The 14,991-nt window shown below is 70.3% G+C and carries 15 protein-coding genes; 6 read left to right on the top strand and 9 right to left on the bottom strand.

Features of this window, described 5'->3' with window-relative positions:
- Nucleotides 1-64: 64 nt before the first annotated feature.
- The 5 genes from WG923_RS03600 to WG923_RS03580 all read right to left on the bottom strand — a co-directional run bounded on the left by WG923_RS03600 (nt 65) and on the right by WG923_RS03580 (nt 4,587).
- On the bottom strand, nt 65-487 hold the full coding sequence (locus WG923_RS03600) for a hotdog fold thioesterase (RefSeq protein ID WP_340349563.1): 423 nt from the start codon (nt 485-487) through the stop codon (nt 65-67).
- A gap of 11 nt (nt 488-498) precedes the next feature.
- Nucleotides 499-1,848 carry a solute carrier family 23 protein gene (locus WG923_RS03595; RefSeq protein WP_340349562.1) on the bottom strand — a complete coding sequence of 450 codons (1,350 nt, stop codon included), beginning with the start codon at nt 1,846-1,848 and terminating at the stop codon, nt 499-501.
- Nucleotides 1,849-1,930: 82 nt separating this feature from the next.
- Nucleotides 1,931-2,821: an alpha/beta hydrolase gene (locus WG923_RS03590; RefSeq protein ID WP_340349561.1), complete on the bottom strand. Its 891-nt coding sequence runs from the start codon at nt 2,819-2,821 to the stop codon at nt 1,931-1,933.
- Nucleotides 2,822-3,018: 197 nt separating this feature from the next.
- Nucleotides 3,019-3,621 (bottom strand): TetR/AcrR family transcriptional regulator, encoded by a 603-nt coding sequence (locus WG923_RS03585; RefSeq protein ID WP_340349560.1) that lies wholly within the window; start codon nt 3,619-3,621, stop codon nt 3,019-3,021.
- A gap of 162 nt (nt 3,622-3,783) precedes the next feature.
- Complete coding sequence (locus tag WG923_RS03580) at nt 3,784-4,587, bottom strand: cyclase family protein (protein WP_340349559.1); 804 nt, start codon at nt 4,585-4,587, stop codon at nt 3,784-3,786.
- 117 nt (nt 4,588-4,704) lie between these two features.
- Here WG923_RS03580 and WG923_RS03575 point away from each other — a divergent pair, with 117 nt between their 5' ends.
- Complete coding sequence (locus WG923_RS03575) at nt 4,705-6,705, top strand: acetoacetate--CoA ligase (RefSeq protein WP_340349558.1); 2,001 nt, start codon at nt 4,705-4,707, stop codon at nt 6,703-6,705.
- A gap of 208 nt (nt 6,706-6,913) precedes the next feature.
- On the opposite strand, the gene WG923_RS03570 is transcribed toward WG923_RS03575, so the two are convergent.
- Nucleotides 6,914-7,804, bottom strand: a complete 891-nt coding sequence (locus tag WG923_RS03570) for a LysR family transcriptional regulator (protein WP_340349557.1) — start codon at nt 7,802-7,804, stop codon at nt 6,914-6,916.
- A gap of 110 nt (nt 7,805-7,914) precedes the next feature.
- Here WG923_RS03570 and WG923_RS03565 point away from each other — a divergent pair, with 110 nt between their 5' ends.
- Nucleotides 7,915-9,018 carry an aromatic ring-hydroxylating dioxygenase subunit alpha gene (locus tag WG923_RS03565; RefSeq protein WP_340349556.1) on the top strand — a complete coding sequence of 368 codons (1,104 nt, stop codon included), beginning with the start codon at nt 7,915-7,917 and terminating at the stop codon, nt 9,016-9,018.
- Nucleotides 9,015-9,794, top strand: a complete 780-nt coding sequence (locus WG923_RS03560; RefSeq protein WP_340349555.1) for a class II aldolase/adducin family protein — start codon at nt 9,015-9,017, stop codon at nt 9,792-9,794. The genes WG923_RS03565 and WG923_RS03560 overlap by 4 nt, the downstream gene beginning before the upstream one ends.
- 218 nt (nt 9,795-10,012) lie before the next feature.
- On the opposite strand, the gene WG923_RS03555 is transcribed toward WG923_RS03560, so the two are convergent.
- From WG923_RS03555 to WG923_RS03545, 3 genes are read right to left on the bottom strand one after another with little or no spacing between them, the layout of a single operon-like run.
- Nucleotides 10,013-10,912 carry a DMT family transporter gene (locus WG923_RS03555; RefSeq protein WP_340349554.1) on the bottom strand — a complete coding sequence of 300 codons (900 nt, stop codon included), beginning with the start codon at nt 10,910-10,912 and terminating at the stop codon, nt 10,013-10,015.
- A gap of 22 nt (nt 10,913-10,934) precedes the next feature.
- On the bottom strand, nt 10,935-11,360 hold the full coding sequence (locus tag WG923_RS03550; protein WP_340349553.1) for a MarR family winged helix-turn-helix transcriptional regulator: 426 nt from the start codon (nt 11,358-11,360) through the stop codon (nt 10,935-10,937).
- Nucleotides 11,357-11,893: a flavin reductase family protein gene (locus tag WG923_RS03545; RefSeq protein ID WP_340349552.1), complete on the bottom strand. Its 537-nt coding sequence runs from the start codon at nt 11,891-11,893 to the stop codon at nt 11,357-11,359. The genes WG923_RS03550 and WG923_RS03545 overlap by 4 nt, the downstream gene beginning before the upstream one ends.
- Nucleotides 11,894-11,925: 32 nt before the next feature.
- Between WG923_RS03545 and WG923_RS03540 the strand changes: the two genes are divergently transcribed.
- Genes WG923_RS03540 through WG923_RS03530 form a run of 3 tightly spaced genes read left to right on the top strand, consistent with a single transcriptional unit; the run spans nt 11,926 to nt 14,980 of the window.
- Nucleotides 11,926-12,966: a peptidase M29 gene (locus tag WG923_RS03540; protein WP_340349551.1), complete on the top strand. Its 1,041-nt coding sequence runs from the start codon at nt 11,926-11,928 to the stop codon at nt 12,964-12,966.
- Entirely contained in the window at nt 12,963-13,754 is a 792-nt protein-coding gene (locus WG923_RS03535; protein ID WP_340349550.1) for an alpha/beta fold hydrolase, read from the top strand. Before WG923_RS03540 ends, WG923_RS03535 begins: the two co-directional genes overlap by 4 nt.
- Nucleotides 13,751-14,980, top strand: coding sequence for a serine hydrolase domain-containing protein (locus WG923_RS03530; RefSeq protein WP_340349549.1), 1,230 nt, complete (start codon nt 13,751-13,753; stop codon nt 14,978-14,980). Before WG923_RS03535 ends, WG923_RS03530 begins: the two co-directional genes overlap by 4 nt.
- Nucleotides 14,981-14,991 lie beyond the last annotated feature (11 nt).

Genomic DNA, 14,991 nt, shown 5'->3' with positions numbered 1-14,991 from the left:
GCGCCGCGAAGCGCTGGGGTTTCGCTGTCGCTCCACCGCCAGCCTACGGGTTACCGCCGCCCAGTCACTTCGGCGCCAGCACCGCCAGCGTCAACCTCGACACGCAGGTCAGCTCCCCCGCTTCGTTGCGCAGCTCGATCTGCCACACCATCGTGCTGCGGCCGACGTGCACCGGCGTCGCCATCCCCGTCACCCACCCCGACGACGCGCTGCGGATGTGGTTGGCGTTGATGTCCAGGCCCACCACCCGGTGCCCCGCCGGCACGCAATGCGCGGCGGCCGTGGAGCCCAGCGTCTCCGCCAGCACCACGCTCACGCCGCCATGCAGGATGCCGTACGGCTGCACCGTGCGGTGGTCCACCGGCACGCGGCCCTTCACGTAGTCGTCGCCGACCTCGAGGAACTCGATCCCGAGCAGCTCGGGTGCCGTGTTGCGGTGGCGGTGCGTGAGTTCCTCGACGGAGATGGGCTGCTTCCAGATCGGCATGGGCGCCGATGTTAGCGCGGGCGCTGCGGCGTCGGGGTCTCCACGTTCGGTGCGTCGGCCACCGACACGCCGGTGGACGTGTTGCGATTGAGCAGGGCGTAGATGATGATCGCGCCGAAGGTGGCCGTGCCGATGCCGCCCAGCGCGAAGCCGCCGAACTTCAGCGTGAAGTCGCCCGTGCCCAGCACCAGCGTGATGGCCGCGACGATCAGGTTCTTGTTCTGCGAGAAGTCCACCCGGTTGTCGACCCAGATCTTGGCGCCGGCCACGGCGATGAGGCCGAACACCACGATGCTCACGCCGCCCATCACCGGCAGCGGGATCGCCTGGATCACTGCGCCGAACTTCGGCGAGAAGCCGAGGACGACCGCGATCAGCGCGGCGAACAGGAACACCGCCGTCGAATAGATCTTGGTGGCGGCCATCACGCCGATGTTCTCGGCGTACGTGGTCACGCCCGTGCCGCCGGCGAAGCCGCTCACCACCGTCGCCACGCCGTCGCCGAGGAAGGCGCGGCCCATGTACTGGTCCAGGTTGCGGCCGGTCATGGCCGTCACCGCCTTGATGTGGCCCAGGTTCTCCGCCACCAGGATGATCGCGACCGGCGCGATCAGCAGCATCGCCGGCCCGGTGAACACCGGTGCGGCGAAGGCCGGCGCCCCGACCCACGCGGCGTTCGCGATGCCGCTGAAGTCGATCGGCTTGCCCAGGCCCAGGCCGTTCGTGAACACGCCGTAGATCACGCTGGCGATGATCAGGCCGACCAGGATCAGCAGGCGCTGCACCATGCCCCTGGTGAGCACCGCGACGAGGCCCACGCAGACGAAGGTCACGGCCTGCATCCAGCTCTCGAAGTTGTTGGAGGCCATGTTCTTCACCGGGATGCCGGCGAGGTTCAGGCCGATCACCGCGACCACGGCGCCCGTGACCACCGGCGGCATGAAACGCTCGATCCAGCCGGTGCCGACCGCATGCACCACCGCGCCGATGATCGCGTAGACCGCGCCGCAGGCGATGATGCCGCCCAGCGCCACGCCGATGTTGGCGTTGGGGCCCTTGCCCGCATAGGCGGTGGCCGCGATCACCACGCCGATGAAGGCGAAGCTGGAGCCCAGGTAGCTGGGCACGCGGCCGCCGGTGATCAGGAAGAACAGCAGCGTGCCGACGCCGCTCATGAGGATGGCGATGTTCGGGTCGAACCCCATGAGGATGGGCGCGAGCACCGTGGCGCCGAACATCGCGATCACGTGCTGCACGCCCATCGCCGCGGTCTGCGGCCAGGGCAGGCGTTCGTCCGGGGCGATCACGCCCCCTTGCTGCAGCACCGCTGCAGGCCTCTCCGTCCAGTCGAACAGGGCCATCCGTCGTTCTCCTTGCTTCATTGGCAAACCGGTCGATGCTAGGAGCATTGCCGGGGCCACGCAAGGAAGGAGGCGACTGCTGTCAGTCCGCTGCAAAGAGGGCGACCTGCGCGAGCACCTTCTCGTCCTGCAGCAGCCGGCGATGCCCGAGGCCGTCGGTGGCGAGGAGGCGCGCACCCGCGATCGCCGCCGTGAAGGCCTCGCCGTCGGCGAAGCCGTTGATGCGGTCGCCGCGGTCGTGCACCACCAGCGTGGGCAGGGCGATGCGCGGGCCCACGGCACGGGGCTCGAACTGGTGCATCAGCACGCCTTCGCGCTGCTCGATGCGCTCCTGCAGGCCGGCCCGGGTCGATTCGCGCAGCCCGAACACCTGGGCGAAGTAGCGCGTGTACGCGCGCGGCGACGCCGGCGGCGCGAGCAGCACCAGCCGGCCGACGGGCAGGCCGCGGCTCGCCGCGTAGGCCGCGGCATTGGCACCCAGCGAATGGCCCGCGAGCAGCCGCACGGCGCGGCCCTGCGCCTGCAGGCGGCTGGCCACGTACTCGATCGCGCGGGCGAACTGCGGCAGGTTGCTGGTGCTGCCGGCGCTGCGGCCGTGCGCCGGCAATTCCAGCGCCACCGGCTGCCAGCCCTGCCGCGCGAGCGCATCGGCCAGCGGCAGCAGCTGGCGGGCGTGCCCGCCCCAGCCGTGCACCAGCAGGGCCACCGGCGCGCCGTCCTGCGCCGCCGGCGCGTACAGGGTGAGCCCGGCGCGCTCGAAGGGCCAGCGCTCGACCTGCCACCCTTGCGGCCAACCCCGCCGGTGCAGCCACTTGGGCGGCAAGGGCGTGGAGAACAGGCGCACGGCGGCGCGGACCGCCAGGGCCGGCCACACCGCCTGCGAGCCGCGCAGGGCCAGGCGGAAGACGCGGATGCCCAGGCTTTCGCCATAGAAGCCGGCGGTGAGGTCGACAGCGGTACTGCGGGACTGCATGGGGCGCGCTCCTTCAGAAGAAGACGAGGTCGTCGTTGCTGCGCGGCAGGGCGCGCAGCAGTTGCGTCGCGGCGCGGGCAGCGCGCCAGCCACCGAGGACGGCGAGGAGGATCAGCAGGGACAGCATGGGCATCCTTTCTGCGCACGGTCGTGCGAAATGAGGGCGAAGAACTCCGTCGGCGGCATCGGCTGTGGTGTCAGCTCTGGTAGGTGTCCAGCAGGCGCGCCCAGGTGAGCTGGGCACGGTCGGCGGCGCGGTGGTCGCGCAGGAAGCGGGCGTCGTGCAGCAGGCCCATGATGAGTCCGCTCATCTCGGAGACGAGCTGCTCGGGGTCGGTGTCGGGCTTGAGATGGCCGCACTCCCTGGCCTGCAGCACGGTGCGCCTCAGCGCGGCGCGCCAGCGGGTGACCTCCTCGAGCAGGTGCTCGCGCAGGGGTCCGTCGCGGTCGTCGAGCTCGAAGGCGCCGGCGGTGAAGATGCAGCCCGTTTCGGCCTCGACATCGCGGGTGCGCCGGATCCAGCGGCGCATGATCTCGTTCAGGCGCGGCAGGCCCTTGGGCTGCTGCATCGCGGGCAGGAACACGTCCGCGATGAAGCGGCGGCCGAACTCCTCGACCACGGCCTTCTGCAGCGCCTCGCGCGAGCCGACGCGCGAGAACACGCCGCTCTTGGACAGGCCGATCCGGTCGGCCACCGCCTGCAGCGTGATCGACTCCAGCCCTTCCTCGGCCGCGAGGTCGAGCGCGGCGCCGACGATGGCGGCGCGGGTCAGCTCGCTCTTGGCGGTTCGGGCGTCCATGGCGCGCAGATTAGCACGCCTGTGCGAAAAAGCAAATCCCGGCGCCGCCCTCGGCTTTCGTAGGCTGGCGGTGAGCCGCGAAGCGCGCGAACCCCAGCGCTGCGCGAAGCGAACCCCGGCGCTCCGCGCATCGCTGGGGTTCCGCTGCGCTCCACCGCCAGCCTACGAACGCTGCAACGCCTCGTCGAAGATCGCCACCGCCCGCGTCCACCCCGCCGACGCGCCGCGGATCTTGTGCGGAAAGCAGCTGATGTAGAAGCCGTCGGCCGGCAGGGCTTCCAGGTTGTGCAGCTTCTCCAGGTGGCAGTAGCCGATGTCCCGGCCGGCCTTGTGGCCTTCCCAGATCAGGGTGGGGTCGTGCGACTGCGCGTACTTCTTCGCCGTGTGCACGAAGGGCGCGTCCCAGCTCCACGCATCGGTGCCGGTCAGGCGCACGCCGCGCTCCAGCAGGTACATGGTCGCCTCGTAGCCCATGCCGGCGCCGGCGGCGACGTAGTCCGGCTGGCCATAGCGCGAGCCGGCGCGCGTGTTCACCACCACGATCTCCAGCGGCTGCAGGGTGTGCGCGATGCGGTGCAACTCCGCCTCGACATCCCGCGCGCTCACCACGTAGCCGTCCGGGAAATGACGGAAGTCCAGCTTCACCCCGGGCTGGAAGCACCACTCCAGCGGCACCTCGTCGATCGTGATCGCGCGTTCCTGGCCCCCGGCCTTGCGGTTCATCGTGGAGTGGAAGTGGTACGGCGCGTCGAGGTGCGTGCCGTTGTGCGTGTTCAACTGCACGAACTCCACCGCCCAGCCTTCGCCGTCCGGCAGGTCCTCGCGCTTGAGCCCGGGGAAGAAGCTGGCAATCTGTTCGGCCGTGGCGTCGTGCCGCAGGTACTGGATCCTGGGCGCGAACGCCGGCGGGTCCGACTGCACGTCGTTTTCCAGGTAGATCGAGAGGTCGACGAACTTGCGCGGCATGGAGTCCTCCGGGAGCCTGCGCCGGATTGGACGCGCCCCCGCAGGGCCGCGCACGTTCGTGGAAACCCTGAGCGGCCCGGTTCCGGAATCGCCCCGTGCGGCGCTACGCTGCAAGCCATGGCTGCCCCCTACGTTCCCCAGATCCGCCGCTACCAGGAGTGGCTGCGCGCCCATCGCGGCCTCGCCTTCGAGAACTACCAGGCCTTGTGGGAATGGTCGGTGCGCGACCTCGATGCGTTCTGGGACAGCATCTGGGAGTACCTGGAGCTCGAATCGCCGACGCCCCACGGCAAGGCGCTGGCGCAGGAGAAGATGCCCGGCGCCCGCTGGTTCGAAGGCGCGCAAGTGAACTACGCGCGCCAGGTGCTGCGGCATGTGGATGCGGCGCATGCCGCGGGCGTGCCGGCGCTCGTCGCCCGCAACGAGAAGGGTGAGAACCGCGAACTGTCCTGGCCCGAGCTGCGCCGGCAGGTCGCCTCGGTGGCCCTGCACCTGAAGGCGCAGGGCCTGCAGCCCGGCGACCGCGTGGCCGCCTACCTGCCGAACATCCCGGAGGCGATGATCGCCTTCCTGGCCGTGGTGAGCCTGGGCGGCATCTGGAGCATCTGCGCGCCCGACATGGGCACCAACGCCGTGCTGGATCGCTTCAAGCAGATCGATCCGAAGATCCTGGTCGCGTGCGACGGCGTCACCTACGGCGGACGCGACTACGACCGCACCGGCATCGTCGCGGAGCTGAAAGCGGCGCTGCCCAGCGTGCAGCACGTGCTGGTGCACCGCATCCTCGGCGTCGACGGCTCGCAATTGCCGGCGCACACCGCATTCGCAGCCGTCACCGGCGCGAGCGGCCCCGAGGTCGAGGCCTTCGAGCCGATGTGGCTGCCCTTCGACCATCCGGTCTGGATCGTGTACTCGAGCGGCACCACCGGGCTGCCGAAGCCGATCGTGCACGGGCACGGAGGCATCCTGCTGGTGATGCTGATGATGTGCGTGCTGCACAACGACATCGGCTGCAGCTACGACGAGAACAGCCGTGGCGAACGCTACCTCTGGTACAGCTCCACCGGCTGGGTGATGTGGAACGCGCAGATGGCGGGCCTGCTCAATGGCACCACCTGCTGCATCTACGACGGCAATCCCGCCGGCAGCAAGGACAAGCCCGACTGGGGCGTGCTGTGGCGCTTCGCCGCCGACCTGGGCGTGACCTTCTTCGGCGCCGGCGCCGCCTACTTCGCCAACTGCATGAAGGCGGGCATCGAGCTGGCGCAGTGGCCGGGCCTGAAGTCCGTGCGGGCCCTGGGCACGACCGGCTCGCCGCTGCCCGAAGACGTGCAGCGCTGGGGCATGGCGCAGTTCCGCACGCTGGGCGTGCCGGAGATCTGGTGGTGCAACATCTCCGGCGGCACCGACTTCGCCGGCGCCTTCATCGGCGGCAACCGCGAGCTGCCGCAGGTGCCCGGCGAGATGCAGTGCCGCATGCTCGGTTGCGCGGTGCAGGCGTGGAACGAGCAGGGCCAGCCGGTGATCGGCGAGGTGGGCGAGCTGGTGTGCACGCGGCCCATCCCCTCGATGCCGCTGTACTTCTGGAACGATCCCGGCAACCAGCGCTATCTCTCCAGCTATTTCGACACCTATCCCGGCGTCTGGCGCCATGGCGACTGGCTGAAGATCTCGCCGCAGGGCGGCTGCGTCATCTACGGGCGCAGCGACGCGACGATCAACCGCCACGGCCTGCGCATGGGCACGGCGGAGATCTACAGCGCCGTGGAGGGCATCCCCGAGGTGCTCGACTCGATGGTGGTCGACCTGGAGTACCTGGGGCGCGCGAGCTACATGCCGCTGTTCGTGGTGCTGCGCCCGGGCGTGACCCTGGACGACGCGATGAAGGCGAAGATCGCCCACGCGATCCGCACGGCGCTGAGCCCGCGCTTCGTGCCCGACGAGATCGTGCAGGTGGCCGAGATCCCGCGCACGCTCACCGGCAAGAAGCAGGAACTGCCGATCAAGAAGCTGATGCTGGGCCAGCCGATCGAGAAGGTGGTGAACCGGGACGCGATGGCGAACCCGGGCTGCCTGGAGGCGTATGTGGCGTTCGCGAAGGCGAAGGCCGGCGGGTGAGGAATCGCGGGCCGGCGGGCGGGATATGGCGGGCCGGCGGGTCGGATATCGCGGGCCGGCGGGCGGGATATCGCGGGCGGGCGGGTCGGATATCGCGGGCCGGCGGGTGAGGAATTCGTAGGCTGGTGCTGAGCCGCGAAGCGCGCGAAGCCCAGCGTTCTGCGCACACCAAGCGCTGGGCTTCGCGCTGGCGCGGCTCAGCACCAGCCTACAAGACCCCGCTCGCCTCCTGCTCCAGCAGGTCCAGGAACAAGCGCACCTTCGCCGCCACCAGCCTGCGCCCCGGCAGCAGCGCATGCATCTTCAGCGGCTCGCATCGCCAGTCCGCCAGCAAGGGCACGAGTTCCCCCCGCGCCACCGCCTCCGCGCAGAACGTCGCCGTGATCCGCGCCACGCCCAGCCCCGCGACCGCAGCGCGCAGCCGCACTTGCGCATTCCCGCTGCGCAGCCGCGGATTGCGCACGTCCACCTCCGCGGTCGCCGCGGCCGCATCGGTGAACGCCCATTCCTGGTCGTCCGCGCCCGCCAGCAACGGCAACGCCGCCAGCTCCTCCGGATGCGCCAGCGCCTCGCGCCCCGCCAGCAGCGACGGCGCCGCGAACACGCCGCGCTCGAGCGAATACATCCGCCGCGTGACCACGCTGGCGGGCGCGAGGCCGTGCGCGATGGCGGAGAACACGATGTCGTAGTGCCGCTCGAACAGCGCCACCCGCGCATGCTCGACGTCGAGATGGATCTTCAGCTGCGGATGCTCCCGCATCACGCGGCACGCCACCGGCGCCAGGTGGTGCGCGCCGAACTCGTAGGGCGCCGCGATCCGCAAGGTGCCTTGCACCGTCTCCCCTTGCGCCAGCGCGTCGAGCGCGCGCTCGCGCAGCTGCGCGAAGGGCCGGGCCATGTCGCGGTAGAGGGATTCGCCGGCCTCGGTGAGCCTCAGCTGGCGCGTGGTGCGCTCCAGCAGCCGCGCGTTCAGCGCGGCCTCGAGCCGCGCCACCGAGGCGCTGAGGCTCGACTTCGGCCGCTCCAGCGCGCGCGCCGCGGCGCTGAAGCCGCCATGGTCCACCACCTGGCAGAAGGCATCGAAGTCGTCCCAGTTCATCGTTCAGGATCCGGAACACAGTGACCACGCCAGCGGGTTGCGGCAATCGTCCGTGCTTCCTAGGATTCTCGTCTCAACGCGCGACCCCCCGCGCCCCCTGGAGAACCCGGATGTTCCTGAAGAACTGCTGGTACGTGGCCGCATGGGACCACGAACTGATCGACGGCAAGCTGCTCGCCCGCACCCTCCTCGAAGAGGCCGTGCTCCTCTACAAGTCGGAGACCGGCAAGGTTGTCGCGCTGCAGGACCGCTGCTGCCATCGCGGCGTGCCCCTGCACCTGGGCCGCCGCGAAGGCGACGACATCCGCTGCATGTACCACGGCCTGAAGTTCGACCCGAGCGGCAAGTGCATCCAGATCCCCGGCCAGGAGACCGTGCCGGCCAAGCTGGGCGTCAGGAGCTACCCGGTGGTGGAGAAGGACCACCTGGTGTGGATCTGGATGGGCGACCCCGCCAAGGCGGACCCGGCCGAGATCATCGACTTCCCCTACCTGCGCGACCCGCAGTGGAAGGGCATTCCCGACTACATGCACTACCAGGCCAACTGGCTGCTGATCGTCGACAACCTGTCCGATTTCGCGCACCTGGCCTTCGTGCACACGAAGACACTGGGCGGCTCGGAGGAGTACGCGTACAAGACCAAGCCGGTGGCGGTCGAGCGGCTGCCGCGCGGCTTCCGCGTGGAGCGCTGGCACATGGACGCGCCGCCGCCGCCCTTCCACGACAAGGTGCTGCCGGCCGACCTGAAGGGCAAGCACGTCGACCGCCGCAACATCGGCCACATGCACATCCCGGGCATCTTCTTCCTCGAGTCGATGTTCTCGCCGGCCGGCAGCGGCTCGGAGCAGGGTCGGCGCGAGGGCACGAAGGAATACCGCAACTGCCAGTTCATGACGCCGGAGACGCGGCGCACCACCCACTTCTTCTGGACCTACCTGAACAACTGGGAAGGTGACGACGCCAACATCTCGCGCTCGCTGCACGGCAGCCTGATCGAAGGCTTCATGGAAGACAAGCACCTGATCGAGGCGCAGCAGGTCGTGATCGACTCCGACCCGGCCTTCGAGCTGCAGGCCATCGCGTCCGATGCCGCGCTCTCGCACTTCCGCATGACGCTGGCCAGGCTGGTGGCGCAGGAGGAGGCCGGGCGCGCGACGCAGCAGGCGGCCGCGCCCAAGGTGGTGAAGCCGCACGAGATCGGGTTGAAGGCGTGAGCGGCGCATTCGCGGACCGCTTCGCGCAGCGGCGTCCAGAGACTGTGGCGGCCGAGGAATGGCAACTGCGGTGCGAACTGGCGGCGGCGTACCGCCTGTTCGCGCACCTGGGCTGGCACGAGCTGATCTACAACCACCTCACGGCGGGCGTGCCCGGCACCGAGCATTTCCTGATCAACCCCTTCGGCCTGATGTACCGCGAGGTGAGCGCCAGCAACCTGGTGAAGGTCGACCTCGAAGGCCGCAAGGTGGAGCCGGGCCCGTGGGCGGTGAACCCGGCGGGCTTCGTCGTGCACAGCGCGGTGCATGCCGCCCGGCCCGACGTGCAGTGCGTGATGCACTCGCACACCACGGCGGGCCAGGTGGTGGCCTGCCAGCAGGGCGGGCTGCTGCCCCTGAGCTTCAACGCGATGTTCTATGCGGGCCGGGTGGCGTACCACGACTTCGAGGGCATCACGCTGGAGCGCGAGGAATGCCAGCGGCTGGCGGCGGACCTGGGTGATCGCAACGTGATGATCCTGCGCAATCATGGGCTGCTGGTGTGCGGGCCCACGATCGGCGATGCGTTCGCCGAGCACTACATGCTGCAGAGGGCGTGCGAGGTGCAGGTGGCGGCGCAGGCGGCCGGCATGCCGCTGGTCATGCCCGCTGACGACATCGCCCGGCGCGCGTCGGCGCAGTACGACCGGACGGCGCGCAAGGGGGACCAGAACACGCTGCTGTGGGATGCGATGCTGCGGTGGGCGTGGGAGATCGATCCGTCGTTCTCGCATTGAAGCGCTGGGGTTTCGCTGGCGCTCCACCGCCAGCCTACGGTGGCGCTCGCCTCCAGCGCACCGTGGCGCTCCACCGCCAGCCTACGGTGGCGCTCACCTCCAGCCCACCGTGGCGCTCCACCTCCAGCCTACGGTGGCGCTCACCTCCAGCCCGTCGTGGCGCCGCGCGACGTTCGTAGGCTGGCGGTGAGCCGCGCAGCGCGCGAACCCCAGCGATGTCAGCGCGCCTTCTTCCGGTTCACCAGCACGATCCCCCCCGCCACCGCCATCAGCGCCACCAGCAGCTGCGGCGTCAGCCTCTCGTTCAGCAGCAGCACCCCGAACAGCAGCGCGAACAGCGGGGCGAGGAAGGTGAACGACGACAGCTGCGTCGCCGGGTAGTGCCGCAGCATCCACATCCACGCCAGGTAGCTCGCGAAGGCGCCGATCGCCGTCTGCAGCGCAATCGACACCCACGCGTACGCGGAGTAGTGCAGCGACCACTGCTCGCCCAGCCCGATCGACAGGAAAGGCGCCACGGCGGCCGTCACGCCCACTTGGTAGAACAGGGTCTTCTCCGCGCTGGCGGTCGCCAGCTTCGAACCGCGAATCACGATCGTGGTCAGCCCCCAGAGCGTGCCCGCCGCCAGCGCGAAGGCGTCGCCGCGCAACTGCCGCGCGGTGCTGTGCCCGGTGAAGCCTTCGCTGAAGGCCAGGGCCACCGCCGCGAACGCGATGCCGAGCCCGATCCACTGCAGCGGCCGCAGCCGCTCCGACGGCGCCACGCGCGGCAGCAGCAGGGCCACCACGAAGGGCGAGGTGTAGAGGAACACCGTGAGGCGCGAGGCGGCCGTGTCGCGCAAGCCCAGGTAGATGCAGGTGAACTCGGCCGCGAACAGCAGGCCCGCGAGCAGGCCGCCGCGCAAGGTGTCGTCCCGCTCGAACAGCCTGATGCCCCGCCACGCGCACCAGGCCCACAGCATCGCCGTGGCGCCGGCGAAGCGCAGCGCCGCCTGCCACAGGGGCGGCACTTCGGGCACCGTGGTCTTGATCAGGATCTGCTGGAAGCCCCAGAACAGGCAGCAGGCCACCAGCAGCGAAACGGCGAGGGCGTCGAGGTGTTGTTTTCGTTCGCGCATCGCGCGATGGTAGCGGCGAGGCTCAGCGACCCGCCAGCTTGGCCAGCAGCTGCTTGAGCTTCTGCTGCTCCGAGGCCGCCAGCGAGCGCAGCAGCTGCGACTCGTGGGCCCGCGCCTTTTCCAGCAGCGGCCGCACCAGCCGCTTGCCCGCCGCGCTCGCTCCGACCATCGTGCGGCGCTGGTCGGCGGGGTCGGCCAGCAGCGTGACCCAGCCCTGTTCCGCCATGCGCTGCACCAGCTTGGTCACGGTGGGCTGCTTGGCGAGCACCTCGTGCGCGAGCTGGCTGACGGTGAGCGGCGGGCTGTCGTGCAGCGTCGCCAGCACGCGCCACTCGATCGAGCTCAGGCCCGCGGCGCGCACCTGGCTGTCGAAGTTCTTGTACAGGGCATGGTTCGCCTGCCCGAGCAGGTAGCCCAGGTAGCCGTCGACGAAGCGCTCGGTGCTCACAGCGGCAGTTCCGTGTAGTACCGCCCGCCGTGGAACAGCAGCGGCAGCGCGCCGGCGCGATGCGCGCAGCGCTCCACCTCGCCGACGAAGATGACATGGTCGCCTTCCTCGTAGCGGCTGCGGTTGAAGCACTCGAAGGTGGCGGCCGCGCCATGCAGCAGCGGCGCGCCGCCCGCGCCGTCGTCGAAGCCGACGCCGGCCCAGCGATCGGCGCCGCGCGTGGCGAAGCGCTCCGCCAGTGCCTTCTGGTCGGCCGCCAGCACGTTGATCGCGTAGTGCGAGCCGGCGCTGAAGACCGCCATGGAGGCCGCCGCGCGCGACAGGCTCCACAGCACGAGCGGCGGCGCGAGCGACACCGAGTTGAAGGAATTGGCCGTGAGCCCGATCAGTCCACCCTGCGTGGTGCGCGCCGTGACGATGGTCACGCCGGTGGCGAACATGCCCAGGGCGGCGCGGAATTCCTGGGCGGAGAAGGTGGGCGGCTTCGCCTGCAGCGGCGGGTTCATCACGTGGCGGATTGCATGAAATTTCATGTAGTATGACTCACGAAGAGACGCGTCAACGCATGCTGCAGGAAACCATGGAACCCGCGTGGCTGGAGGCCTTCGAGTCCGTGCTGGGCCGCTGCGGCCTGCAGCCCGGCGACACCGTGGCGGTGCTGAGCGAAAGCCAGAGCCGTCCCGTCCTGCCGGAGCTCGCCCGGCTCGCCGCCGCCCGCCGCGGCGCCCGGGTCTTCAGCCTGGTGCTGCCCAGCGTCGTTGTGCAGTCCGCGCTGCCGGTGGCGCGTTCCACCGGTGCCTCGCCGGTCCTGCGCCAGATCGCCCCCGTCGTCTCCGCGCTGGCCGCCAGCACGCTGGTGGTGGATTGCACGGTCGAAGGCCTGATGCATGCGCCCGAGCTGCCCGCCATCCTCCAGGGCGGCGCGCGCGTGCTCTACGTCAGCAACGAACATCCGGAAGCTCTGGCGCGCCTGCTGCCGGACGACGCACTGGAGCCGCTCGTCAAGGAGCACGTCAAGCGCCTGCGCGGCGCGCGCGAGATGCGCGTCACCTCGCCCGCGGGAACGGATCTCGCGATCTCGCTGCAGGGTGCCGTGTGCGGCGGCAACTGGGGCTATACCACGCGTCCGGGCACGATGACCCACTGGCCCGGCGGCCTCGCGCTGGCCTTTCCCGCGCGCGGCAGCGTCCGCGGCACGCTGGTGCTGGCCGAGGGCGACGTCAACCTGACCTTCAAGCGCTACCTGGAAAAGCCCGTCACCCTGCACATCGAGGACGACCACGTCACGCGCATCGAGGGCGCCGGGCTCGATGCCGACCTGATGCGCAGCTACTTCGCCGGCTGGGGCGACCGCGAAGCCTACGCGGTGAGCCACGTGGGCTACGGCCTCAACGCCGCGGCGCGCTGGGACAGCATGGCGCTGTACGACAAGCGCGACTTCAACGGCACCGAGCTGCGCGCCTTCGCCGGCAACTTCCTTTACAGCACCGGCGCCAACGAGGTCGCCGGCCGCCACACGCCGGGCCACTTCGACCTGCCCCTGCGCCAATGCACCGTCCGCCTCGATGGCTCGGCGGTGGTCGAAGCCGGCAGGCTGCTCGCATGACCTCGACTCCGGCCTTCACAGCCCTGGGCGGCGGTGCCACCACCGTGCTGATGCTGCACGGCATCGGCGGCGGTCACCTCGCCTTCGCCCCGCAGGTGGAAACCTTGGCGTCGGCGGGCTATCGCGCCGTCGCCTGGGACATGCCCGGCTACGGCCGCAGCGCGCCGATCGAGCCCTATACCTTCAAGGGCCTGGCGCAAAGCTGCATCCAGCTGATCGAAACGCTCAAGTGCGGCAGCGTGGTGCTGCTCGGTCACAGCATGGGCGGCATGGTGGCGCAGGAAGTGGTGGCGCGCCGGCCCGACCTGGTGAGCCGCCTGATCCTGTGCGGCACCTCCAGCGCCTTCGGCAAGCCCGATGGCGAGTGGCAGCGCGCGTTCGTCGCGCAGCGCACCGCGCCGCTGGATGCCGGCCGCTCGATGGCGGAACTGGCGGAAACGCTGGTGCCGCAGATGGTGGGGCCCGGCTCGCTGCCGGAAGGCGTGCGCCTGGCCACGCACTGCATGGGCCTGGTGCCGGCGGCCACCTACCGGCGCGCGCTGGAATGCATCGTGACCTTCGACCGCCGCCGCAACCTCGGCGAGATCCACGTGCCCACGTTGCTGGTCGCGGGCGAACACGACCGCAACGCGCCGCCGGCGGTGATGAAGAAGATGGCCGAGGAGATCGCATGCAGCACCTACATCGAGATGAAGGGCGTGGGCCACCTGCAGAACCTGGAAGCGCCCGACGACTTCGACGGACTGGTGCTGAACTTCCTGGCGCTGCCCAACGTGCTGCTGCATTGAAGGCCGGCGCGCTCCTGTGGCTCGCGCTGGCCTGCGGCGTGGCGCGGGCCGAGCCGGACGCCGATCTGCTCGGCGCCGCGCGCGACTACCCCGTGGGCAGCGCGGCCACCTGGTACCAGGTGCCGTACCGCGTCGGCTCCTGGTCGGCACTGGACCAGGTACAGGGCTTCCACGTGCGGCGCGTGGCGGCACCCGCGCAGGCGCAGCCCCTGCCGCGGGCCGCGCAGCCGGTGGAGATCCGCTACCGCTACCGGAACATCGGCTACACGTTGCAGGACTACCTGGAACGCCAGCGCGCCACCGGCCTGCTCGTGCTGAAAGACGGGGAGATCGTGGCGGAACATTACCGCTACGGCCGCAAGGAGGACGCCCGCTTCCTGTCCTTCTCCATGGCCAAGAGCGTCACCTCGCTGCTGGTGGGCGTCGCCCTGGACAAGGGACTGATCGCCTCGCTCGACGACCCGGCGGCGAAGTACGCGCCGGCGCTCGCGGGCACGCCGTATGGCGAGACGGCGATCCGCCACCTGCTGCGCATGTCCTCGGGCCTGACCTTCACCGAGCGCTACGACGGCAACGACGACGTGGCCCGCATGACGCGTGCCTTCGACGCCCCCGGGGGCACGGCGGAGGTGCTGCGTTCCATCAGCGACCGGCACAGCCCGGCCGGCACCGTGTTCAAGTACGCGAGCGCGGAGACCGAGGTGCTGGGCCGCGTGCTCGCCGGCGCCACCGGGCGCACGCTGGCCGAACTCACGTCGGAGTGGCTCTGGACGCCGATCGGTGCCGAGCGCGACGCCTTCTGGCGCATCGGCGGCGATGGCCAGGAAGGCGCCTACGCCTACTTCAATGCCACGCTGCGCGACTACGCGCGGCTCGGCCTGCTGCTGGCGCGCGACGGGCGCGTCGGCGAGCGACAGGTGGTGCCGCGCGAGTACCTGCTCGATGCGACCGACGCGAAACGCCAGCCGGCCGCTTTCCGGCCGCGGCGCGCCACGCCTTTCTTCGGCTACGGCTACCAGTTCTGGCTGCTGCCGCTGGCGGAGCGCACGTTCGCGCTGCAGGGCGTGTACGGCCAGGGCCTCTACGTGCAGCCCGCCAGCGGCATCGTCCTGGTCGTCACCTCCGTGTGGCAGCAGGCCAGCGGCCAGCAGGACCCGGCCCCGGTGGAGGAACGCAACGCGCTGTGGATGGGCGTACTGCGTTCGCTGGGCGGCCGCACCGACTGAGAAACAGGAGC

Origin of the sequence: Ramlibacter sp. AN1133 (assembly GCF_037890035.1) — a bacterium.
Lineage (GTDB): Bacteria > Pseudomonadota > Gammaproteobacteria > Burkholderiales > Burkholderiaceae_C > Ramlibacter.
The sequence above is the reverse complement of the archived record's forward strand: the minus strand, read 5'-3'. Positions and strand labels throughout refer to the sequence as shown.